Raw genomic sequence first — 20,959 nt, 5'->3', positions numbered from 1 at the left:
CCGAGGCCGTTGGTATCGTTCGCTGACGGCGTCGGGGGACGCCCGTCGGAGGGGTGCCCGATGTGGCTCTACGACCTGCCCATGTCCGTGGGTCTGCCGTTGTTCATCGTGCTGGTGGTGGGCGGATCGTGCGTGATCCTGCTCATCCTGCGCAAATGGGTGTTCCGCGTCGCCCCGCAGGGCGAGGAATGGGACCGGGTCCTCAGCTACGCGGTCGGCGCCTACGGCGTCTTCTACGGCGTGACCCTCGCCCTCATCGCCGCGGCCGCCTACGGCAACTTCACCGAGGTCGACGGCGTCGTGCTGCAGGAGTCGTCGTCGCTGGCATCCCTCTACCGCACCGCGGCTCTGCTGCCCGATCCGCAGGGTGACGAACTGCAGAACCAGATCGTGCAGTACACCCGCAACGTGATCGACCTCGACTGGCCGATGCAGCGGCGACTGGAGATCCCCGCCGAGACGGATGCCAACATCTCGGCCATGCAGCAGGCGATCGGCCAGGTGCAGCCGACGACGGCAGCCGAGACCCTGTACGTGCAGCAGTCGCTGGATCAGTTCCAGCTGCTCGTGGAGAACCGCCGCGACCGCATCGCCCTGACCCACCTGGCCCTGCCGAGCGTCCTGTGGATCGTGCTGAGCGTGGGCGCCGTGCTGAACGCCATCCTCATCGCCCTCATCGAGGTGCGCAACCTCCGCGTGCACCTGCTGATGTCGAGCCTGCTGGCCCTCTTCGTGGCGCTGCTGCTGTACGCCATCGCCGGCTTCGACCACGCCTACGCGGGTCCGATCGCGGTGACGCCGGAGTACTTCGAAGACCTGCTGAGCGGCCTGTTCCTGAACGAGCCGTGAGCCTGTCCCCGGCGAAGCCCGGGCCCGCCGGAGGACCCTCAGCCCGTCAGCCCGCGACAGGACCCTGAGCCCGTCGAAGGGTCCGGACCCGCCCGGCCACCGGTGGTTTCGACGGGCTCGGCCAGCTCCGTCCGGTACACGCCGAAGCGGCCCGACCCCGGCGAGGGACGGACCGCTTCGGTGATGTTCAGCGCGTGTAGGCGCGCACGATGCCCCACACGGCGAAGCCGACGAGGGCGGCGACGCCCGCCACGGCCGCGGCGGCGGCACCGGGGTTGCGCTGAGCCTTCTCGCGGACGTCGTGGATCGTGCGGTCGACGGCGTCGCTCGCACGGCGCGGCACGTTGGCCTTGACCTCGATGGCGGCGAGCGCCGCCTTGAGCTCGGCGCGGGCCGATTCCACCGGGTCAGTGATGCCCAGCGGCACCGCGGTGCGGGGCACGGGGACGGGACGCTCAATACTCATCGCGGACCTCCTTGACGATGCGGACGTCTTCGGCGATGGCCTCGCCCGGGTTCTCGCGGTTCGAGAGCTTCTTGAACCGCAGGTAGCCGAGCAGCGCCAGGATCGCCGTGATCACGACCATCACGCCGAAGACGACGAGGGCCGACAGCCACACCGGCCACCACGACGACAGCCCGGCGATGACGAAGGCGAAGAACACCGGAATCGCCCAGAACAGCACGATGAGGGCGCCGACGAACCAGCCGGCCCCGATACCAGCATCCTTCGCCGTCCGCTGCGCCCACGCCTTCGCCCCGTTGATCTCGGCGACGACGAGGTTGCGCACCAGCTCGGGGATGTCGCCGAGCAGCTCGAACAGGCTGTCGTCGGAACGGTCGCGGAATCCGCGCGGAGTGGTCATGCGGTCAGCTCCCGGACGAGGTGGAGCCGCTCTTGGCCGCGCGAGCGCGCGTGGTCGCCGACTTCTCCGCCTGCTCGGCGTCGTCGACGGCGTCCTCGACGACATCGGCCACCTCGCTCGCGGAGCGCTTGGCGGCACGGCCCGCGCGCTCGGCGCGCTCCTGCACCGTGCCCGAACCGGACGCTGCGCTGGTGACGGACTTGGCGCCCTTCCACACCACACCGGGAACGGACTTGAGGGCGGAGACGCCGAGCGCCTTCACCTTCTCGACCTGTCCCTGAACGACGGGCTGGCTCCAGACCTTGTCGGCCTGCTCCTTGATCTGCTCGTACCGCTGGCGGCCGGCGCGTGCTCCGAGCACGTAGCCCGCCACGAGTCCGACGACGAGTGCTGCTTTGCCCCTCATGGGGTCTCCTCACGCTCGATCGAGTGCTGGTCGAGTCTCACAGTAGTCATGTATGCCGCGTCCGGCATCCGGCCTTGACAGGCGGCGCGGCATGGCCGACGGTGACGCGGGTCAGCTGCGCCAGAGCGCGACGCTGCGGACGCGATCGGCCTCGTCGCGCGCGTCGGGGATGACCTGCGCGAGTCCCGTCCCCGAGAGCCACGCGCCCGTCGCACCGAGCCCGGGGACGGCGCGGACCGCGCCGCGCGCCGCCTGCGTGACGGCTGCCCGGCCGATCGTGGCGGCCGGCTGCGATTGCACGTAGCGCACGCGGTGCGCGGCCCGGAGGCTGGATGCCGGCAGCTCGACGCCGAGCATCGCGGCGGCTTCCGAGAGCGCGAGGTGCGCCGCGCCGTCGTCGTCGAGGGCAGCGGTGGCGGGCTCCTCCCCCTGCGCGCCGAACGAGACGCGCACGACGTGGATACCGGGGTCGGCGGCATCCCGGACCCAGTCCCATTTGGCGCTCGAGTGGGTGAGGGCCTTGGCCACGTGACTGCCGGGCACGGTGAGCACGCCGGTCCCCCGCGGCGCGCTGTCGAGGACGGGGGCGTCGAGCACGAGGGTCACGACCTCGACCACGGGCGCGATCGGATCGCCCTCCTCGAGCCCCGGCACGACGGGCGCGAGCAGCTGTCGGGCCGACCCCTCGGGCAGCGCGACGATCACGGCCTGCGCGCGCAGCGGCTCGTCGTCGACCGACGTCGACACCGCCCAGCCGTCATCGACCTGGCTGAGCCCTCCGGCTCGCACGCCGGTGCGCACCTCGACGTCGGCGTCGCGCAGGCCCGCCGCGAGCGCGTCGACCAGGCGCGACATCCCCCCGACGATCCCCTGCACGGCTCCCCCCGGCGCCGGGGCCTTGGCGGCGCCGGCGGTGACCGGGACGTCGGATGCCGGGGCATCGGCCGGACGGGACGGAGGGCGGCGGGCGCGCAACTCGGCGACGGCGCCCGTGAGCGAGCCGGTGCGGGTGAGGGCGGCGTTGAGCCCGGGGGCGGCGAGGTCGACGTCGATGTCGTCGGGTCGCGCGGAGTACACCCCGCTCGTGACGGGGGCGACGAGGCGGTCGAGCACCCGCGCGCCCAGGCGCGAGCGCACGAGCTTTCCGAGGCTGAGGGCATGGCCGATCGTGAGGGGAGGCCGCACGCGATCGACGTAGGCCCGCCAGGCGCCCGACCAACCGATCACGCGCCGCACATCGGGGGCGAAGGGGTTGTCGGGGATGCCGAGCACGCCGCCCTTCGGCAGGGGCGCGGCGCCCACGCCGGGGACGCCCGCCACCCAGGCTCCCGCCGGATTCGGCGAGACCACGTCGGCGCCGAGGCCCAGTTCGTCGAGCAGGTCGCGGACCACGCCCCCGCGGGTGGCGAAGCTCTCGGCTCCCACGTCGAGCGTCATCCCGCCCACCTCGGCGGAACGCACCACGCCGCCGAGCGCGTCGGAGGCCTCGAGAACCGTGACCCGCAGGCCCACCTTCGCGCACTCGCGCGCGGCGACCAGGCCGGAGACGCCCCCGCCGATCACGATCACGCGCGTCTCGTGCGCGTGCTGCACGAGACGATCGAGGGGCTCGCTCACGCCCGCTCCCCGTCGGCCGGGGCCCCCTGCGCGGGAGCGGCGTCGACCGAGGCTCGGTGCGCGTGGGCGACGATGCGCGTCAGCACGTCGGGGTCGGTGTCGGGCGGCACGCCGTGGCCGAGGTTGAGGATGTGCGCGCGCGCCGCGCGTCCGCGGGCGAGCACGTCGTCGACGTGCGCCGCGAGGACGGGCCAGGGCGCTCCGAGAAGGGCCGGGTCGATGTTGCCCTGCAGGGTCACGTCGGGGCCGACGAGCGCGGCGGCCTCGTCGAGCGGCATCCGCCAGTCGACACCCACCGCGTCGGCGAGCCCGCCCAGACGCATGTCGTCGAGGAACGCCCCGGTTCCGACGCCGAAGTGGATGCGGGGAACCTCGATGCCCTGAAGGGCCTCGGTGGAGTGCGGGGCGATGAACTCCCGGAACGTCGCCGGTGACAGCGAGCCCGCCCACGAGTCGAACAGCTGCACGGCCTGCGCCCCGCCCTCGATCTGCGCGTCGAGGAAGGCGCGCGACACCTTCGCGAGCCAGCCGGCAAGACGGTGCCACGAGGCGGGGTCGGCGTGCATCATGCCGCGGGCGCGCAGGTGCTCCTTCGACGGTCCCCCCTCGACGAGGTAGGCGGCGAGCGTGAACGGCGCCCCGGCGAAGCCGATGAGGGGGACGCTGTCGCTGAGCTCGGCCGTCACGCGCCGGGCGGCCTCGCGCACGGGCTCCGCCGCCGCGGCCACGTCGGCCGGATCGATCGCCGTCACCCGCGCGACGTCGTCGGCGGTGCGCACGGGGTCGGCGAACACCGGCCCGCGGCCGGGCTCGATCACGACGTCGACGCCGGCCAGGCGCAGGGGCACCACGATGTCGCTGAAGAAGATGGCGGCATCCACGTCATGCCGACGGATCGGCTGCAGCGTGATCTCGGCCGCGAGATCGGGCGTCAGGCACGCGTCGAGCATGCGCGTACCGACGCGCAGCTCCCGGTACTCCGGCAGCGAGCGCCCCGCCTGCCGCATGAACCACACCGGCTGCCGCTCGGGACGGTCGCCTCGGAGGGCGCGGAGGAGCGGAGCGTCGGGGGATGCGGATGCCATGGCATCCATCCTCCCATTCCACCCCTGTGCGCGAGGGGGATGCCTTGACGTCGAGAGGCCGCTCGGAATACCCCGAGGCGCCCGGGCGTAGAATATGAGCGTGTTGCTGTGCGTCAGCGCGAGTCACAAGACCGCGTCCTTCGAGCTCCTCGAGCGCCTCAGCGTACCCCGCACCCCGGTCGCCCCCCTGATCGCCGAGCACGCCGAGCTCGTGCAGGGCGCGGTCGTCGTCGCTACGTGCAACCGCTTCGAGGCCTACGTCGACATGGACGAGCCCGTCACCGCGGCCGTCGCCCTCGGCGTCGACGCCACCCTGAGCGCCATCGAGGCCGCCACCGGCGTCCCCGCCAGCGAGCTCGAGGGCTCCTACACCGTGCTCGGCGGTGACGACGTCGCGGAGCACCTCTTCTCTGTCGCCTCCGGACTCGAGTCCGTCGTCGTCGGCGAAGGCGAGATCGCCGGCCAGGTGCGTCGCGCGCTCACCGAGTCGCGGCAGCTGGGCACCACCTCGGCCGAGCTCGAGCGACTGTTCCAGCGCGCGTCCGAGGCGCAGCGGGGCGTGAAGAACTCCACCGCCATCGGCCGCGCCGGTCGCTCTCTCGTGCGCCTGGGCCTCGAGCTCGCCGACAGCCGCATCGCCGACTGGTCGACGCAGCGCGTGCTGCTGGTCGGCACCGGCGCTTACGCCGCCGCCACGGTCGCCGCCCTGCGCGACCAGGGCGCCGAAGACATCTCGGTGCACTCGCCCTCGGGTCGCGCCGCGAAGTTCGCCGCCAAGCACGGCCTGCGCGCCGTCTCGGCCGAGACGTTCCCCTCCGCCGTCGCGCACGCCGACCTCGTCATCACGTGCACGACCAGCGAGCACCACGTCGTCAGCGCCGCCACCTTCGCCGCCGGCCGCACCGGCGCCGAGACCACCGCGGCCGCCGGGTGCCCGGTCGACCACGCGGGCCGCCGTCTCGTCATCGACCTCGGCCTCCCGCGCAACGTCGACCCCGACGTCGCGACCGTGCCGGGCGTCGACCTGCTCGACCTCGAGACCATCCGCCTGCACGCCCCGCTCGAGGAGCTGCAGGCGACCGACGCCGCGCGCGACCTCGTGCGCGACGCCGCCCGCCGCTTCGCCTCCGTCGGTGAGCGCAAGAACATCACCCCCGCGGTCGTCGCGCTGCGCGCGCACGTCTTCGGCGTGCTCGACGCCGAGGTCGCCCGCGTGCGCGCCCGCGGCGACGAGGGCGGCCAGACCGAGCAGGCCCTGCGGCACCTCGTGGGCGTGCTGCTGCACACCCCCACCACGCGTGCGCACGAGCTGGCCGAGACGGGCCGGGCCGACGAGTACATCGACGCCCTCTCGGCGCTCTTCGGCATCGAGGTCGAGGGCTCCCCGGAGTCCGCCGCCCCTCGTCGCGACATCGCCGACGCGGGCTGAGACCCCCTTCTCGCCTGCTGTCCTCGGGCAGGATGGATGCCGTGAGCACACCGGCATCCGAGGTCTACGTCGTCGCGGGCGAGGACCGCGCCCGCAACGGACTGCGGTGGGCGGCGACCGTGGTGCTCGGTCTGCTCGACGTGGGCGGGGGCGCGCCGGCGGTGAGCGAGGTCGTCATCCGGCGGGTGGACGGATCGCTCGTGAAGCGCCTCCCTCCCGGCGACGTCGATGACTTCCGCTCGCAGCTGAACGAGATCACGCTCGATCTCACCTCGATGGATGCCGTGCCCTTCGCGCGGAAGTGGATCGCCGCTCCGGAGTGAGGCGGGTCGTGCCGCGCCCGGCGGAACCGAGGATGGGAGCGTCCGCACCGCCGGCGCCGGTCGGTCGCGGGAGAATGGGCGTATGAGCCTGCGCATCACCGATGATCCCGCCGCCGACGAGCTGCTCTCGGCCAACCCCCTCGCGCTGCTGATCGGCATGCTGCTCGACCAGCAGGTGGCGATGGAGACGGCTTTCGCGGGACCGTTGAAGATCCGGGAGCGAACCGGGTCGATGGATGCCGCGAACATCGCACACGAAGACCCCGAGGCCTTCGCGGCGGCGTTCTCGCAGTCGCCGGCCGTGCACCGGTACCCGGGTTCGATGGCGAAGCGTGTGCAGGCCCTCTGCGCCGCGGTCGAACAGGAGTGGGACGGCGACGCCGCGAACATCTGGACCCGTGACGACCCCGACGGCGCGACGGTTCTGAAGCGCCTGAAGGCGCTGCCCGGGTTCGGCGAGCAGAAGGCGAAGATCTTCCTCGCCCTGCTCGGCAAGCAGCGCGGCTTCGACGGCGCGGGATGGCGCAAGGCCTCCACGCCCTACGGCGAGGACGGGTCGTTCCGCTCGGTCGCCGACATCGTCAACCCCGAGTCGCTGACGAAGGTGCGCGAGCACAAGCGCGCCGCGAAGGCGGCGGCGAAAGAGGCGCAGAAGGACTAGCCGCCGGGCAGCGTCGTCCCCTCGCGCCCGGGCCACCGGGGCCGGCGGGCGGGCGTCGACGCCGGGGCGTGGAGTGGGCGGCGAGGCACACGGCAGGCGAGAGCCGCGGACGACGGAAGGCGGGCGCCGTCCTCACGGCGAGGGGCCGACGGCGCGGCGCTCGGGTCGAGGCACGAGCTGCGCGGCGTTCTCCACCGGCTCTCACCGCAGGGCGCGCAACGCCAGGGCGACCGCCTTCACCTCCCGGATGCGACGCTCGTAGGTCGCGGCGACCACGATGAGCAGCGCACCCGCGATGCCCAGCCACAGCCACCACAGCCCCGAAGCGCTCTCGTACAGCGCGGTGATCCAGGGCCACAGCTGCGCGACGGCGTGCACGATCAGCACCACGCCACCGAGCACCACCGGAGCCTGGAGACGCCGGCGCACACCCCAGAGCAGGGCGACGAGGGCTGCCGCGCCGAGGCCGATGACGCGCCACAGCGCCGAGTCGCCGGAGAAGTCGAACAGCAGCGAGGGGACCAAGAGCACGCCGAGACCCGCACCGAGCGCGGGCCAGCTGCCGAGCTCGGGCGTCGAGCGCAGCGATCGGATGCCGTGTACGAGCAACGCCGCCGCGAGCGGAAGCGTCGCGGTCTCCACCGGATCGGCGGCACCGACGGCGACCGCCACGATCGCGAGGGCCAGGCCGAGTCCGAGAGCCGCCCACCGCACGAGAGCGGCACGCGGACCGCGCCACAGCACGCCGACGGCGAAGACGACCGCGAGCGTGACGACCACCCGCACGACGTCCTGACCGGGAACGGCGATCAGACGCACCGCCGACAGACCCGTCACCAGAGCGAGCGCGGAGACGGCAAGAGCGGGCGGCATCCACACGGGAACGCCCGTGCGTCGGCGCGCGAGCAGGACGGCCGCGCCCATCAGGACGACAACGAGCACGACGAGCCAGAGGTCGAACGACGCGGCGCGGACGTCATGCACGGCGCGCAGCGCCGTCGCGATGGCCAGGGCCGCGCCGGAGATCGCCACGGACGGCACGAGAAGCACCGTCCGTGGGCCGGACAACAGTCGCGGCGCGGTTCCCAGCACGATCGCGGCGGCCAGGGCGACGCCGATCGCGCGAGCGGGGGAGTCGCCGGCGAGGACCGCTGAGGGGAGCAGCCCCACAGCGAGGCCGACCGCCGCCGTGACGACGAAGGGCAGGGGCATCGGCAGCGACTCCGGGCGCGGGCGGGACCACCTCATCAGCGCCGTCGCCAGGGCGACGAGCGCGAGGGGAATGGTCGCCCACTCGATCGGGCGCACGCCCCCGGCCGTCGCGGCGGCCGCCACGAGCGCCGCGCCGCCGAGCGCCGCACCGCCGACCGACATCTCGGCGACGGTCGGATCGCCCGCGCCGAGGTGCCGGCGCAGCAGCACGACGCCCGCGGCGCCGAGCACCGCGATGGCCGTCACGACGCGGAGGACCGGACCGACCGCGGCCGCGACGAGCACCGCCTCGCCGAGGGCGAGGACAGCCACGGCGGCGATCGCGACACCGCGCGAGGCCGGGGCGGCCCACGTCGTCGCCCGACGCGAGAGGCCGACCGCCGCGACGGCGAACGCCAGCGCGGCGGTGGCGAGCGCGGCATCCGGTGCCGCGGATCCTGCCGCGCCGAGGTCGACCGCGCGGGTGACGCGCACCGCGACGCACAGCACCAGCGTCAACGCCCCCGCGGTGGCGACGCCGACGGGCAGCACGTCGGGCGTGCGCGCGGGGCGGACCCAGGCGCCCGCGAGGAGGGCGACGAGGGCGAGCCCCCCGGCGACGACCGCCCGGACGAGATCGTCGGGGTCGGCCAGTGCGGTGGGGAGGAGGGCGACCCCCGTGCCCGCCGCCGCGATCACCGCGGGCGTCACGGCCGAGCGCTCCGGACGGCGTCGACGTGCGCGCTCGGTACCGGCCGCGAGGGAGAGCAGCGCGACACCGACCGGGAGGGTGAAGAACTCGACGGTGTCGGTGCCCTGCCACAGGAGGCGGGACCAGAGGGCGGCAGCCCCGACGGCGAGCGCGAGCCAGACGAGGTGACGCCGCGCTCCGCTCGAGGAGAAGAGCCCCTCGGAATCGGTGGCCCACAGCAGCACCGCGACGGCGGCGAGGAGGAGCGGCACCCACCGCAGGCCCTCCGACGGGGCGGCGGCGACCGCCAGCACGAGGACCACCGCCGTACCCGCATCGGTCAGCGCCCGCACGGCGGGTTCCGATCGGAGGGCGCGCAGAGCGACCCCCGCCACGACCACCCCGAGGGCGGCGGCGGCGATCGTCCTCGCGGACGCGGTCGCGCCGGCGAGGCGAAGCACCGTGTCGGTGGTGGCGGCGGCGAACAACGGTGCCGTCAGCGCGGCCGCGGGTCGCGCGATCCGCCACGTGGCCAGGCTCGGCGCCCCCGCGAGGGCGATCGTGGCGACGACGGCGGCGAGGCCCGCCCCTGCGATCCAGGCGTCGGCGGCGGGCGGCGCCGTGAGCAGCGCCACCCCGATCGAGAGCCCCGCGCCGATGGTCGCCGTGAGCGCACCGGCCGCACGCTGGGTCACGTCGAGTCGCACCCGTCGGGCGAGCGGCGACACCAGGAACAGGAGGCAGCCGGCGGCCACGACACCGGCGGACGCCGCGGGGGCTCTCCCCGCGAGCGATACCTCGATGCCCGCGCGCAGAGCGGAGGGGAGGAGCAACGCGCTGGCCGAGACGAAGGCGACGACGCAGGCGGTGGAGGCCACCCGGACCGAGCGGTGGACACCCGCCGCCACGGCGATGACGCCCGTCGCGACGACCGTGCTGACACCCCACGCCAGCGGTGAGGCGAACGACAGGACCCACCCGCCGAGCAGCGCGATCGTCCCCGCGATGACGGCGAGCACGACGCCGCCGGCGACCACGGGGGCCGCCGAGGGGACCGCCGATTCGAGCGGCGTCGCCCCGGGATCCGCCGGAACCATCGGCTCCGCTCCTGGCGTCGGCGCAGCGGGAGCGGGGGCGATCGGAACGGGCCCGGGCGCAATGGCTGCCGTAGCGTCCGGATGACCGACCGCGCGCGGCGCGTCGGCGCGCGGCGGAGGAACCGCCGCCGTCCCGCCGGGGACGGGCGAGGACGCGGCCCCGACCGGGGTGGTCCCCTCGCGGGTCAGCACGCCGCGACGGCGGAGCAGCACCACGACCGCGGCGAGCGCGAGGGCGAGATACCACGCGACGACGAGCAGCAGGACCCGCAGCTGGGGTCCGGCGAGGAGCGCGATCGCGGCACCGGCCGCGAGGGCGGCGAGACGCCGGCTGCCCCACGCACCCGTGAGGCGCCAGGCGATGGCGGCGAGAGCCACGACGGCCGCGAGGGCGATCACGGCGGCGGTGGCCTCGGCATCCGGGTGGCGGACGTCGAAGGCGGACCGCCCGAAGACCGGGACGACGCCGCTGAGCTGGACGAACACCGCGCCCGTGGCGGCGCCGACCGGCGCGAGGGAGGCCAGCCCGGCGACCGCGAGGGCGGTGATCGCGCCGGCGGCGAACGTCGTGCGCGCAAGGCCGGGCGCCGCCCGACGCCCCGCGAGGTCGAGGGTGAGCGCCACTACCGCGGCGACCACGACGGGCACCGTCACGGTGAGCGTCGCATCGGCCGCCCGCACCACGGCGACCGCCACCCCGGCGCCCAGGGAGAGCACTGCGGCGATCGCGGCGACCGGTGCGAGTCGCGACTCGCCCCGGCGGGTCATCGTCCACGCGTGGGCCGCGAGGGCCAGGGCGAGCACCGCGGACGGCAGGACCGGCGCCCACGTGGACTCCGGGTCGAGGAACAGGGCGGCCGCGAGCGCCATGATCGCCGCCAGGCCGGCGACGGCACGCACCGCGGCGATCTCCGGCCGCAGCGGAGCACGCGGCGGGCGGCCGAGCAACGGAGCCACGGGGGCCGCGATCGCCAGCACCACCACGACGAGGCCCGAGACGTACCAGGCGAGCAGCGTGTCGGATCCGACCACCCCCGCGGCCAGGATGGCGGGGCCGACGGCCAGGGCGACCACCGCCGTCGACAGCGGCGCGCGCAACCGGGACAGCCGCGACCAGCCGACGAAGGCGGCCCCCGCGGCGGTGGTCGCCGCACCCCAGTACACGGCCGCATCGAGGGATGCCGCTCCCCCCAGGTCGTTGGCGCGCACGGCCCAGACATCCAGCGCCACCAGGGCGATGCCGAGCAGCGAGATGCCCTCGGCCGTGGCCTCGAGCCGGCGCCGACGGAGGAGCGAGGCCGTGGCGATCACGGCCGCGGTGACGAGGCCGATGATGACCGAGCGCAGGACGAGTCCGCCGCTGATCCACGCGACCGTGAGGAAGAACACCGCTGCCACGGCCAGCAGCACCACGCCGGTCGAGAGCAGGAAGACCTGCACGCTCGAACGCCGCGGTTTCGCCGGGTCGGCCGTGGTCGAGCCGACGGCAGGGGGTTCGTCGCCGGGCGGCACGTGCACATCGGCGGAGGCCGCGGCGGCCGGGGTCGCGGAGGTGCGGGGGACGCCCGAGGCCGCGGGCACCGGCAGGCGTGGGGACGGCGGTGCCGCGATGTCGGTCGCCGAACCGGGCGGGGGGAACACCGCTGCGGCGGGGGCTTCCGCCGGGGCCGCAGCGGGCACCAGCGCGGGCGCGGGCGCGGGCGCGGGACGCACGGGATGCCGTTCGGCCTCGGTCGCGCGGACCGGGCTCGATGCGGCACCCTCGCTCGCCCGGTGGATGAGGAGGAGGGCCTCGGCGCGTTCGTCGACGAGGGCGACGATGCGCTGCGACAGGTCGAGCACACGGGCCGTGCGTGCGTCGGTGAGGTCGAGACCGCACGCGGGACAGGGCGAGACCGTGATCGCGGTGAAGCACGAGGGGCACCGCCCGGTGTCGACGAGCGCCCCCGGCTGCGGGGGCCAGGAGATTCCCGAGCGTGCGCCCGTGTGTTCGACTTCCATCGTGCCCCCTCGGCGTCGGTCGTCGCCCCAGGCTAGCGAAGACCCCGCCGCCCCCTCGGCCACCGTCCACAGCGGGGGGCGCACGGATCCTCCCCCGTTCCGCACCGCGGACGCCGTCGCACCCCGCCCGAGACCCCGTCGCGCACGCCGGCCCGGCTGGGCGATCCGTGCTCCGGGTACGCCGACGCCGTCACCCGCGGCACCCTGCACCCTCGAAACGCGAAGACCGGATGCCACGGCCCCGAGGCCCCGGCATCCGGTCTCCCGTGACGCAGGTCAGGCGCCGCGCAGGCGCTCCGCCAGGTAGCCGTGCAGCGCGTCGAGGCCGATGCGCTCCTGGCCCATCGTGTCGCGGTCGCGCACGGTCACGGCGTTGTCGTCGAGCGAGTCGAAGTCGACCGTGACGCAGAACGGGGTGCCGATCTCGTCCTGGCGACGGTAGCGGCGACCGATCGCGCCGGCGTCGTCGAAGTCGATGTTCCAGCCCGCCGCGCGCAGCGCGTCGGCGGTCTCACGGGCCAGCGGCGACAGGCGCTCGTTGCGCGACAGAGGCAGCACCGCGACCTTGACGGGCGCGAGACGCGGGTCGAGCTTGAGCACCGTGCGGGTGTCGGTGCCGCCCTTGGCGTTGGGCACCTCTTCTTCGCGGTACGCGTCGACGAGGAACGCCATCATGGCGCGCGTGAGGCCGAACGAGGGCTCGATCACGTAGGGCGTGTACTTCTCGCCCGACGCCTGGTCGAAGAACGTGAGCGACTGGCCCGACGCCTCGGAGTGGCTCTTGAGGTCGTAATCGGTGCGGTTGGCGACGCCCATGAGCTCGCCCCACTCCTTGCCCGGGAAGCCGAAGCGGTACTCGACGTCGATCGTGCCGGCGGAGTAGTGCGCGCGGTCGTCTTCGGGGACGTCGAAGCGCTTCATGTTCTCGGGGTCGATGCCGAGCTCGATGAACCAGTTCCAGCACGCCTCGACCCAGTGCTCGAACCACTCGTTCGCCTCGGCCGGCGGGGTGAAGTACTCGATCTCCATCTGCTCGAACTCGCGCGTGCGGAAGATGAAGTTGCCGGGGGTGATCTCGTTGCGGAACGCCTTGCCCACCTGGCCGACGCCGAACGGCGGCTTGCGACGGGATGCCGTGAGCACGTTCGAGAAGTTCACGAAGATGCCCTGCGCGGTCTCGGGACGCAGGAAGTACAGGCCCGACTCGTCGTCGACGACGCCGAGGTAGGTCTTCACCAGGCCCGAGAACGACTTCGGCTCGGTGTACTGCCCCTTGGTGCCGCAGTTCGGGCACGGGATGTCGGCGAGACCGTTCTCGGCCTTGCGGTTCTTGCGGGCCTCGAAGTCCTCGATGAGGGTGTCGGCGCGGAAGCGCTTGTGGCAGCTCAGGCACTCCACGAGCGGGTCGGTGAAGGTCGCGACGTGACCCGAGGCCTCCCACACGCGCTTGGGGAGGATGATGCTCGAGTCCAGACCCACCATGTCGCCGCGGCCACGGACGAAGGTCTGCCACCACTGGCGACGGATGTTCTCCTTCAGCTCCGTGCCGAGGGGACCGTAGTCCCACGCGGAGCGCGAGCCGCCGTAGATCTCACCGGCCTGGAAGACGAACCCGCGGTGGCGGGCGAGGGCGATGACCTTGTCGAGGCGGGACTGTTCGGCCACGGTGGCTCCAATGGTCGGGCAAGCTGTGGGGATCGAGCGCGAGGGCGCGGCATCCAGTTTATCGAAGCGATCCCGCCTCTCCCGGCCCGCCGTCGCGGGCGTGCTCGCGCTCGCGCATCCAATTCTGCAGATACGGCATCGCGACGTTCTCGGCGTGGGCGGCCTCGGTGGCGCGCGCGGCGTCCGCGAGGGAGCCGGGGGCCGGCGCCGCGGGGTCGGCGACGTGCGCGATCGGATACGGGAAGCGGTTGCGGAACATGTCCATCCACAGCAGCACGAGGTCGTCCTCGTGCGCGAGCGTCGCGTGGCTGAACGAGCCGCGCTCGTGCCGCTCGATCTCCCACCCCTGCCGCGTGGGCCGGGCGGCGTAGTCGGGATCCCCGCCCCAGGACCACCCGCCCCGACCGCGGACGGGCACGCCGTAGCCGAAGCCGTTCAGCGCCGAAGCGAGCGCCTCGGGCGTCCACGGGGCCGGGAAGAACGTCGACAGGCTGACCCGCAGCGCCAGCGGCGACAGGTGCGTCGGCGCCTCGCGCGAGGTCCGCGGGAGCTCCGCTTCGAGCGCGGCGGCCAGCGCGATCGTCGCGGCCGTCGGCTCGCCCCGGTCGAGCAGCAGCAGGAACGTCTGAAGGGCACGGAGGTAGGTGCGGTGCTCCGCGGCATCCGCGAAGGGCGGGATCGGGATGCCGTCGACGGGCGCCCGCCCCCAGGGCACGTCGTCGCGGTCGGTCTCCGAGAGACCCGAGCCTGCGCTGCTCATCGCGTGATCCGCTCGCGGTGCACGGTGAACTCCTCGAGCGCCGCCGCGTCGATCTCGACGCCGAGGCCGGGTCCCGTCGGAACCCGCACGTGTCCGTCCTCGATCACCGCGGGCTCCGTGACGATGTCGCGGGTGTAGAAGCGGGCGGATGCCGAGATGTCGCCGGGCAGGGTGAACCCCGGCAGGGCCGCAAGGGCGGCGTTGGCCGCGCGCCCGATCCCCGTCTCGAGCATGCCCCCGCACCACACCGGGATCCCCGCGGCGAGCGCGCGATCGTGGATCGCGACGGCCTCGAGGTAGCCGCCGACCCGACCGGCTTTGATGTTGATGATCGCCGCGGAGCCGAGGGCGAGGGCGTCGGCGGCGGCCTTGTCCGAGACGATCGACTCGTCGAGGCACACCGGCGTGCGCAGGCGCTTCGCGAGGGTGGCGTGGTCGACGAGGTCGTCTTCCTGCAGGGGCTGCTCGATGAGCAGCAGGTCGAAGGCGTCGAGCCCCGCCAGCGTGTCCGCGTCGGCGAGGGTGTAGGCCGAGTTGGCATCCACCTGGAGAGGGATGCCGCCGAACGCCTCGCGCACCGCCGCGGTGTCGTCGATGTCGCGACCGGGTTTGATCTTGATCTTGATGCGCACGTAGCCCTCGTCGAGGTAGCCGCCGACCGCGTCGACGAGCGCTCCCGGGTCGCGCTGGATGCCCACCGAGACCCCCGAGGGCACCCGGTCGCGTTCGGCGCCGAGGTACGGCGCGAAGCTCCGCCCCTGGGCGCGGAGCGCGGCGTCGACCACCGCGAGCTCGAGGCCCGCCTTGGCCATGCGGTGTCCGACGACGGGGCTCAGGATGCCGGCGACCTCCTCGGGCGCGAACGAGCGGTGCGCGAGCAGCGCCGGGGCGAGGAAACGCGACAGGACGTCCCACGCCCCCTGCGTGTACTCGCTGGAGTACGACGGTTCGGACTGCGTGACCACCTCGCCCCACCCGCGGCCGTCGGCCGTCTCCGCGGTGACGATGATGACCTCGCGCACCGTCTCGGTGCCGAAGGAGGTGGTGAACGGCGACACGAGCGGCATGTGCAGCACGCGGAGTTCCACGGCGTCGAGGGTCACGGGTGCGACGGGATGCGGGAGCGACATGGGGGCAGGGTATCGGGCGACCGGTCCGCGACCGTAACGCCCGCGCCCGAGCCTGGCAAGGCCGACTCCTGCACGGCTCCGCGCGCGTACGGTCGGGCCCATGAGCGACGACTTCACCCCCCGCCACGCGATCGTCACCGGCTCCGACTCGGGCATCGGCGCGGCCACCGCCCTCGCCCTCGCCGACGCCGGGATGGACGTCGCGGTCACGTACCACTCCGACCAGGACGGCGCCGAAGAGACCGCCGCGGCCGTCCGCGAGCGCGGCGTGCGCGCGATCGTCGCGCAGTTCGACGCGACCGACTTCGACGCGGTCCCGGATGCCGTGAACGCCATGGCCGACGAGCTCGGCGGCCTCGACGTGTTCGTCAACAACGCCGGCGGCGGGATCGGCGGCTCGTTCCTCGACCTCGACTTCGACACGTGGCGCACCGACATCTCGCTGAACCTCGACGGTGCCTTCCTCGCCCTGCACACCGCGGCGAAGCGGATGGTGACCTCCGGCAACGGCGGGCGCCTCATCGTGGTGTCGAGCGTGCACGAGCACCAGCCCCGCGTCGGCTCCGCCCCCTACGTCGCCGCGAAGCACGGCGTCGGCGGCCTCATCAAGACGATGGCCCTCGAGCTCGGTCAGTACGGCATCACGGCCAACGCCGTCGCTCCGGGAGAGATCGCCACCCCGATCAACGACATGTCGGCCGAGGATGCCGATCGCGTCCACCGCCCCGGCATCCCCCTCGGCCGCCCCGGCAAGCCCGAGGAGATCGCCGACGTGATCCGGTTCCTCGCCTCCCCGTCGGGCTCGTACGTGACGGGTGCGAGCTGGGTCGTCGACGGCGGGATGCTGCACATGGGCCCGCAGGCGGGCTCGCACATGGAGTCCGACGCCTGGCGCTCGGCCGGCGAGGAGTGAGCACAACACCATGAGCGACGAGAAGAGCTTCGAAGAGAACCGTCACGACCAGCTCACGAGCGCGCCGAAGGCCACCGAGGCGGACGCCGCGCCGCGCTTCGACGTGAGCGAGCACGACGGCGTCACGCGCATCGACGTGCGCGACGACGCCGCGGTGCGGCCGGGTCCCGGCCCGGGCGACCCCGCCGCCGAGAAGGACCAGCCGATCACCGAGCAGTGAGCCGCCGCGTCGCCGGGCGATCGGTCCTCGACCGGCCCGGCGACGCGGTCATTCCACGATCAGGTATCCGCGCCGGTCGAATCCGCCGATCCGGCGACCGGATGCCACGTGCCCGCGCAGCTCGTCGCGCACCCGCCGGCGCCACACGGCGGCGGACGCCGGGTCGCTGCGGCGCAGACCCGCGATGTCGTCGGGCACGGGGACGACCGCCGCGATCTCGGCATCCGTCGGGGTGGGCGCGGGCGGCTCGGCGAGCGCCCACGACACCAGGAGCCGATCGGACTCGTCGCCGCGGTTGACCTCGTCATCCATCTCGCCGTACTGGTTCACCAGGTAGTCGGTGACGCGTGTTCCGAGCACCGCGAGGTTGAAGTGGGCGTTGCGCGGGATGAGCGGGTCGAACGTCCACGTGATGTGCCCGACGCCGCGCTCGAGCGCCCAGTCGCGCTGGTGGGTCTTGAGCTGTCGCCCGAGGCCTCGCCCCTGGTAGCCGTCGACGATCCCGGTGATGTGCGAGTGCATCGTGCGCGCGGCGGGCGGCCCGAAGAACGCCGCCGACGCGCCGATCATGGCGTCGCCGTCGTACAGCCCGACGACGTAATCACCGGCGTGTTCCAGTGCTCGGAGGATGTTCGCCGGCATCGTCCCCCGGTCGCCCCACACGCGGTCCAGCACGCGGGAGGCCTCGTGCACGGCGTCGACGGTGTCGAGCGTGCGGATGTCGATGGAGCTCATGCCTCGATCCTCGCACCGCGGTGCGGGGGGCCTCGTGTCCCGCGTACGGCCGACCCCGGTCGTCGGCGTCAGCGCGTCAGCCGTACGCCGCGTCAGCGCGGGAGCACCCCGCCGACGTGGCGGATGGTGCGGCCGCGTTCCACCACGATCGCGATGCCCCCGATGAGCCACAGCGGCACCTGCGTGAGGAAGGCCACGCGGAACGCGTCGAGCGAGTAGCTCTCGGGGCTGCCCGCGCCCTGCACGTCCATCGCGATGCCGATGAAGAGGATGGCCAGGAGGGCGGCGAGGAAGCCGCCGCCGTTGACGATGCCCGTCGCGGTGCTGAGGCGATGACTGGGTGTGAAGGTGCGCGCGTGGTCGAAGGCGATCATCGACGCCGGTCCCCCGGTCGACAGGGCGAACATCAGCACGATCAGCAGCCACACGGGCGCGGGACCCGGCCATGCGATGACGACGATCCAGGCGACCGCCTGGAACACGACCGTGGGCAGCACGAGCCAGCGCGACCGGCGGGTGGGATGCCGGCTCGACAGCGCCCCGATCACGGGGCCGCTGAGGATGCTGAAGAGCACGAGCGAGGTCATCACGAGCGACGCCGTCGCCGGCTCGAGGCCCTCGCCCGCCGTGAGGAAGGGGAAGCCCCACAGCAGCATGAACGCCGTCCCCGCGAAGGGGGTGGCGAAGTGCGACCAGAAGCCGAGCCGCGTACCGGGGTGCGCCCAGGACTCGCGGAATCCCCGCCGCAGATCGGGCGCGGATCGAACGACGCGGATGGCCCCGGTCTGGGTGTCGACCGAGGTGTCCACGGGATCGGCGCGACGTTCGGGCGGGCGGTTGCGGATGATCAGGAAGGTCAACACCCCGAACAGCACGCCGAGCCCGGCGAGGCTGCCGAAGGCGACCGTCCAGCTCGTCGCGTGCAGGAGCGCGGCGAGCGGCAGCACCGCGACGATCTGGCCGAGCTGTCCGATGATGCCGGTCAGCTGCACCATCACGGGCGCCCGCTGCGCGGGGAACCACGTCGCGATCACGCGCAGGACGCTGGGGAAGACGGCGGCGTCGCCCGCCCCGATGAGCACGCGGGCCAGGATGCCGATCCCCACGGCATCCGCGAAGGCCATCACGAGCTGGCCCACCGCCATCAGCACCATGCCGATCGCGATCATCGGGCGCGCGCCGAAGCGGTCGAGGAGCAGCCCGACCGGGATCTGCATCGCGCCGTAGACGAAGAGCTGGATGACGGCGAACATCGACAGCGCCGACGCGTCGGCGCCGAAGCGCACGGCGGCATCCACTCCCACCGCCGAGAGCGAGGTGCGGTTGACGATCGACACCACGTAGGCCAGCACGCCGACGGCCCACAGCGTCCAGGTGCGCCAGCCCGGCCGGTCGAGGCGGAGGGTACTGGTCACGTCTTCCAGGCTAGACCCGCCCGTCGACACGGGCGGCGGGGTGGCGCTCGCCCGCGTGGCCTACCCGGGCAGGTCGGCGTCGAAGACGGCGGCCATCTCCGCCCGGACACGCTCGAGGTGGTCGACGAGGGAGGTGTTCGTGTCGTCGTCCGCCCACTGCTCGAGCGCCGTCTGCAGCAGCTCGACGGCGACCCCGGCGACGATCCGCGCGCGGCGTGCCTCGACACCCCGCGCGTGGAACCCCGCGGTCAGGACCGCGCGGAGGTCGGCCTGCTTCTGCAGGTCCCTCTCGCGGAGCGCGGGCTCGGCCGCGATGATGCGCCGGGCGGCGGCGATCTCGGCGCGGCGCGGCTCGAACCGCTCGCCGGCGAGGGACTGAAAACCCGTCCAGGCGACGCCGAAGGGCGACAGGTGGACGGGTGCGGCGGAGAGCATCGCGGCGGCGAGGCGGGGAATCTCGTCGCCGGAGAAGAACACCTCGCGTTTGTCGCCGAAGTGTCGGAAGAAGGTGCGCCGCGTCACCCCGGCGCGCTCGACGATGTCCGGCACCGTCGTGGCCTCGAACCCGCGCTCGCCGAAGAGCTCGAAAGCGGCCGCGCGCAGCCGCTCCCGCGTGTCGGGGGCCCATCTCGCCATGCGGTGATCCTACGTGATGACACTCCGTGTCATGCCGATCTATAGTGAAGGCACTCCGTGCCATCACGATGAAGGACCGCTCATGCCCATGCACGCTGCCGCGACGCTCGCCGCCCCCCGCGCCCCGCTGACCGTCACCGAGGTCGAGACGCCGGCTCCAGCCACCGACGAGGTCCTGGTGCGCGTTCGCGCCGCCGCGATCAACCCCGTCGACTGGGTCATCCAGGGCACCGGTCGCATCACCTACCGATGGCTGCGGACGCCCGCGGTCCTCGGCTCCGACATCGCGGGCGAGGTCATCGCCGTCGGCGCCGACGTCACGCGCTTCCGCGTCGGCCAACGCGTCTTCGGCCTCGCCACGGGCACCGATCGCGGGCGCGACCCCCTGCGCGAGGGAGCGTTCCAGCACTCCTCCATCCTGCTCGAGCGCCTCACCGCTCCGACGCCCGAGTCCCTCACCGACGCGGAGGCCGCCGTGTTCCCCCTCGGCCTCTCCACGGCCGCCTGCGCGCTCTTCCAACCGCAGCACCTGGGACTCCGGATGCCGGGGACCCCGGCATCCGCCGCCGCCCCGGAGGTCGTCGTGGTCTGGGGCGGCTCGACGAGCGTGGGGATGAACGCGATCCAACTCGCGCGCGCCGCGGGCTACACCGTGGTGAGCACGGCGTCCGCCAAGAACGCGGAGGCGGTCAGCGCCCTCGGCGCCGAGGCCGTCGTCGACCACGGATCGCCGTCGGCGGTGGCCGACATGGTCGCGGCCGTCGGCGGACGTCCCGTCGCGGGCGCCGTCGCTCTCGGGGCCGGCTCGACGGACGCCTGCCTCGACGTGCTGTCGCGTGCGGGGGGAACCCGCCTGGCGATGGCGAGCACACCGGTGTCGCTCGACTCCCTCGCCGGGGGCCGCCACCTGTTCCCCGCGATGCTGCCCGTCTTCACCCGCATCGGTCTCGCCACGGTGCGCTCGAGTCTGCGCGCCCGCCGCCTCGGCATCCATGCCGGGTTCGTCTGGGGCAGCAGCCTGCGGGACGACGAGATGGGCCCACGACTGTGGAGGGAGACGGTGCCCCGGATGCTGGCCGACGGCTCGCTGCGCCCCGCGCCGTCACCCCTGGTCGTCGGCGACGGTCTCGAGGCCGTCCAGGGCGCCCTCGATCGGCAGCGCGCCGGCGTCTCGGCGCAGAAGGTGGTCGTGCGCCTGTGAGCGCGACGGAGCAGCGCCTCGTCACACGCCGACCATGGTCAGCCGGCGCCGCCCGCGCACGGCAGAAT

The 20,959-nt window shown here is 73.7% G+C and carries 19 protein-coding genes; 7 read left to right on the top strand and 12 right to left on the bottom strand.

Annotated features, from left to right (window positions below):
• The first annotated feature begins 60 nt into the window (after positions 1-60).
• Positions 61-849 carry a bestrophin-like domain gene (locus tag RWH45_RS07885; RefSeq protein ID WP_315994319.1) on the top strand — a complete coding sequence of 263 codons (789 nt, stop codon included), beginning with the start codon at positions 61-63 and terminating at the stop codon, positions 847-849.
• Positions 850-1,036: 187 nt separating this feature from the next.
• Here the strand turns inward: RWH45_RS07885 and RWH45_RS07880 are convergent, their stop codons facing one another.
• From RWH45_RS07880 to hemE, 5 genes are all read right to left on the bottom strand, one after another.
• Complete coding sequence (locus RWH45_RS07880) at positions 1,037-1,315, bottom strand: hypothetical protein (protein ID WP_315994318.1); 279 nt, start codon at positions 1,313-1,315, stop codon at positions 1,037-1,039.
• Entirely contained in the window at positions 1,305-1,715 is a 411-nt protein-coding gene (locus RWH45_RS07875) for a phage holin family protein (RefSeq protein ID WP_315994317.1), read from the bottom strand. The genes RWH45_RS07880 and RWH45_RS07875 overlap by 11 nt, the downstream gene beginning before the upstream one ends.
• A gap of 4 nt (positions 1,716-1,719) precedes the next feature.
• Positions 1,720-2,121: a hypothetical protein gene (locus RWH45_RS07870; protein ID WP_315994316.1), complete on the bottom strand. Its 402-nt coding sequence runs from the start codon at positions 2,119-2,121 to the stop codon at positions 1,720-1,722.
• Between the two features lie 111 nt (positions 2,122-2,232).
• Positions 2,233-3,738 carry a protoporphyrinogen oxidase gene (hemG, locus tag RWH45_RS07865; RefSeq protein WP_315994315.1) on the bottom strand — a complete coding sequence of 502 codons (1,506 nt, stop codon included), beginning with the start codon at positions 3,736-3,738 and terminating at the stop codon, positions 2,233-2,235.
• Positions 3,735-4,832 (bottom strand): uroporphyrinogen decarboxylase, encoded by a 1,098-nt coding sequence (hemE, locus tag RWH45_RS07860; RefSeq protein WP_437127329.1) that lies wholly within the window; start codon positions 4,830-4,832, stop codon positions 3,735-3,737. The genes hemG and hemE overlap by 4 nt, the downstream gene beginning before the upstream one ends.
• A 91-nt stretch (positions 4,833-4,923) precedes the next feature.
• Here hemE and RWH45_RS07855 point away from each other — a divergent pair, with 91 nt between their 5' ends.
• From RWH45_RS07855 to RWH45_RS07845, 3 genes are all read left to right on the top strand, one after another.
• Positions 4,924-6,252, top strand: a complete 1,329-nt coding sequence (locus RWH45_RS07855) for a glutamyl-tRNA reductase (protein WP_315994313.1) — start codon at positions 4,924-4,926, stop codon at positions 6,250-6,252.
• Positions 6,253-6,293: 41 nt separating this feature from the next.
• The gene (locus RWH45_RS07850) at positions 6,294-6,575 is read left to right on the top strand and encodes a hypothetical protein (protein ID WP_315994312.1); all 282 of its coding nucleotides are present in this window, start codon (positions 6,294-6,296) and stop codon (positions 6,573-6,575) included.
• Between the two features lie 82 nt (positions 6,576-6,657).
• Positions 6,658-7,236, top strand: coding sequence for an HhH-GPD-type base excision DNA repair protein (locus tag RWH45_RS07845; protein WP_315994311.1), 579 nt, complete (start codon positions 6,658-6,660; stop codon positions 7,234-7,236).
• A gap of 201 nt (positions 7,237-7,437) precedes the next feature.
• On the opposite strand, the gene RWH45_RS07840 is transcribed toward RWH45_RS07845, so the two are convergent.
• The 4 genes from RWH45_RS07840 to menC form a co-directional block, all read right to left on the bottom strand.
• Complete coding sequence (locus RWH45_RS07840) at positions 7,438-12,216, bottom strand: SCO7613 C-terminal domain-containing membrane protein (RefSeq protein WP_315994310.1); 4,779 nt, start codon at positions 12,214-12,216, stop codon at positions 7,438-7,440.
• A 276-nt stretch (positions 12,217-12,492) separates the two neighbouring features.
• Positions 12,493-13,881, bottom strand: coding sequence for a glycine--tRNA ligase (locus RWH45_RS07835; protein ID WP_315994309.1), 1,389 nt, complete (start codon positions 13,879-13,881; stop codon positions 12,493-12,495).
• A gap of 58 nt (positions 13,882-13,939) precedes the next feature.
• Positions 13,940-14,641 (bottom strand): hypothetical protein, encoded by a 702-nt coding sequence (locus RWH45_RS07830; protein ID WP_315994308.1) that lies wholly within the window; start codon positions 14,639-14,641, stop codon positions 13,940-13,942.
• Complete coding sequence (gene menC, locus RWH45_RS07825) at positions 14,638-15,771, bottom strand: o-succinylbenzoate synthase (protein WP_315994307.1); 1,134 nt, start codon at positions 15,769-15,771, stop codon at positions 14,638-14,640. Before menC ends, RWH45_RS07830 begins: the two co-directional genes overlap by 4 nt.
• Positions 15,772-15,871: 100 nt before the next feature.
• On the opposite strand from menC, the gene RWH45_RS07820 reads away from it, so the two are divergent.
• A complete protein-coding gene (locus tag RWH45_RS07820; RefSeq protein WP_315994306.1) occupies positions 15,872-16,684 on the top strand; it encodes an SDR family oxidoreductase in 813 nt (270 codons plus the stop codon).
• Between the two features lie 10 nt (positions 16,685-16,694).
• Positions 16,695-16,904: a multidrug transporter gene (locus RWH45_RS07815; protein ID WP_315994305.1), complete on the top strand. Its 210-nt coding sequence runs from the start codon at positions 16,695-16,697 to the stop codon at positions 16,902-16,904.
• Between the two features lie 48 nt (positions 16,905-16,952).
• Here the strand turns inward: RWH45_RS07815 and RWH45_RS07810 are convergent, their stop codons facing one another.
• The 3 genes from RWH45_RS07810 to RWH45_RS07800 form a co-directional block, all read right to left on the bottom strand.
• Entirely contained in the window at positions 16,953-17,639 is a 687-nt protein-coding gene (locus RWH45_RS07810; protein ID WP_315994304.1) for a GNAT family N-acetyltransferase, read from the bottom strand.
• A 92-nt stretch (positions 17,640-17,731) separates the two neighbouring features.
• Entirely contained in the window at positions 17,732-19,054 is a 1,323-nt protein-coding gene (locus RWH45_RS07805) for an MFS transporter (protein ID WP_315994303.1), read from the bottom strand.
• Positions 19,055-19,114: 60 nt separating this feature from the next.
• The gene (locus RWH45_RS07800) at positions 19,115-19,690 is read right to left on the bottom strand and encodes a TetR/AcrR family transcriptional regulator (RefSeq protein ID WP_315994302.1); all 576 of its coding nucleotides are present in this window, start codon (positions 19,688-19,690) and stop codon (positions 19,115-19,117) included.
• Between the two features lie 82 nt (positions 19,691-19,772).
• Here RWH45_RS07800 and RWH45_RS07795 point away from each other — a divergent pair, with 82 nt between their 5' ends.
• Positions 19,773-20,891, top strand: a complete 1,119-nt coding sequence (locus tag RWH45_RS07795) for a zinc-binding alcohol dehydrogenase family protein (RefSeq protein WP_315994301.1) — start codon at positions 19,773-19,775, stop codon at positions 20,889-20,891.
• Positions 20,892-20,959: the final 68 nt, after the last annotated feature.

This window comes from Microbacterium galbum, from assembly GCF_032464915.1.
Lineage (GTDB): Bacteria > Actinomycetota > Actinomycetes > Actinomycetales > Microbacteriaceae > Microbacterium > Microbacterium galbum.
Note: the sequence above shows the minus strand (reverse complement) of the source record. Positions and strands in the feature narration are given on the sequence as shown.

Coding starts and splice junctions, on each gene's coding strand:
- RWH45_RS07885 (WP_315994319.1), top strand. CDS start 61: ATGTGGCTCTACGACCTGCCCATGTCCGTGGGTCTGCCGTTGTTCATC.
- RWH45_RS07880 (WP_315994318.1), bottom strand. CDS start 1,315: ATGAGTATTGAGCGTCCCGTCCCCGTGCCCCGCACCGCGGTGCCGCTG.
- RWH45_RS07875 (WP_315994317.1), bottom strand. CDS start 1,715: ATGACCACTCCGCGCGGATTCCGCGACCGTTCCGACGACAGCCTGTTC.
- RWH45_RS07870 (WP_315994316.1), bottom strand. CDS start 2,121: ATGAGGGGCAAAGCAGCACTCGTCGTCGGACTCGTGGCGGGCTACGTG.
- hemE (WP_437127329.1), bottom strand. CDS start 4,832: ATGGATGCCATGGCATCCGCATCCCCCGACGCTCCGCTCCTCCGCGCC.
- RWH45_RS07845 (WP_315994311.1), top strand. CDS start 6,658: ATGAGCCTGCGCATCACCGATGATCCCGCCGCCGACGAGCTGCTCTCG.
- RWH45_RS07840 (WP_315994310.1), bottom strand. CDS start 12,216: ATGGAAGTCGAACACACGGGCGCACGCTCGGGAATCTCCTGGCCCCCG.
- RWH45_RS07830 (WP_315994308.1), bottom strand. CDS start 14,641: ATGAGCAGCGCAGGCTCGGGTCTCTCGGAGACCGACCGCGACGACGTG.
- menC (WP_315994307.1), bottom strand. CDS start 15,771: ATGTCGCTCCCGCATCCCGTCGCACCCGTGACCCTCGACGCCGTGGAA.
- RWH45_RS07820 (WP_315994306.1), top strand. CDS start 15,872: ATGAGCGACGACTTCACCCCCCGCCACGCGATCGTCACCGGCTCCGAC.
- RWH45_RS07815 (WP_315994305.1), top strand. CDS start 16,695: ATGAGCGACGAGAAGAGCTTCGAAGAGAACCGTCACGACCAGCTCACG.
- RWH45_RS07810 (WP_315994304.1), bottom strand. CDS start 17,639: ATGAGCTCCATCGACATCCGCACGCTCGACACCGTCGACGCCGTGCAC.
- RWH45_RS07800 (WP_315994302.1), bottom strand. CDS start 19,690: ATGGCGAGATGGGCCCCCGACACGCGGGAGCGGCTGCGCGCGGCCGCT.
- RWH45_RS07795 (WP_315994301.1), top strand. CDS start 19,773: ATGCCCATGCACGCTGCCGCGACGCTCGCCGCCCCCCGCGCCCCGCTG.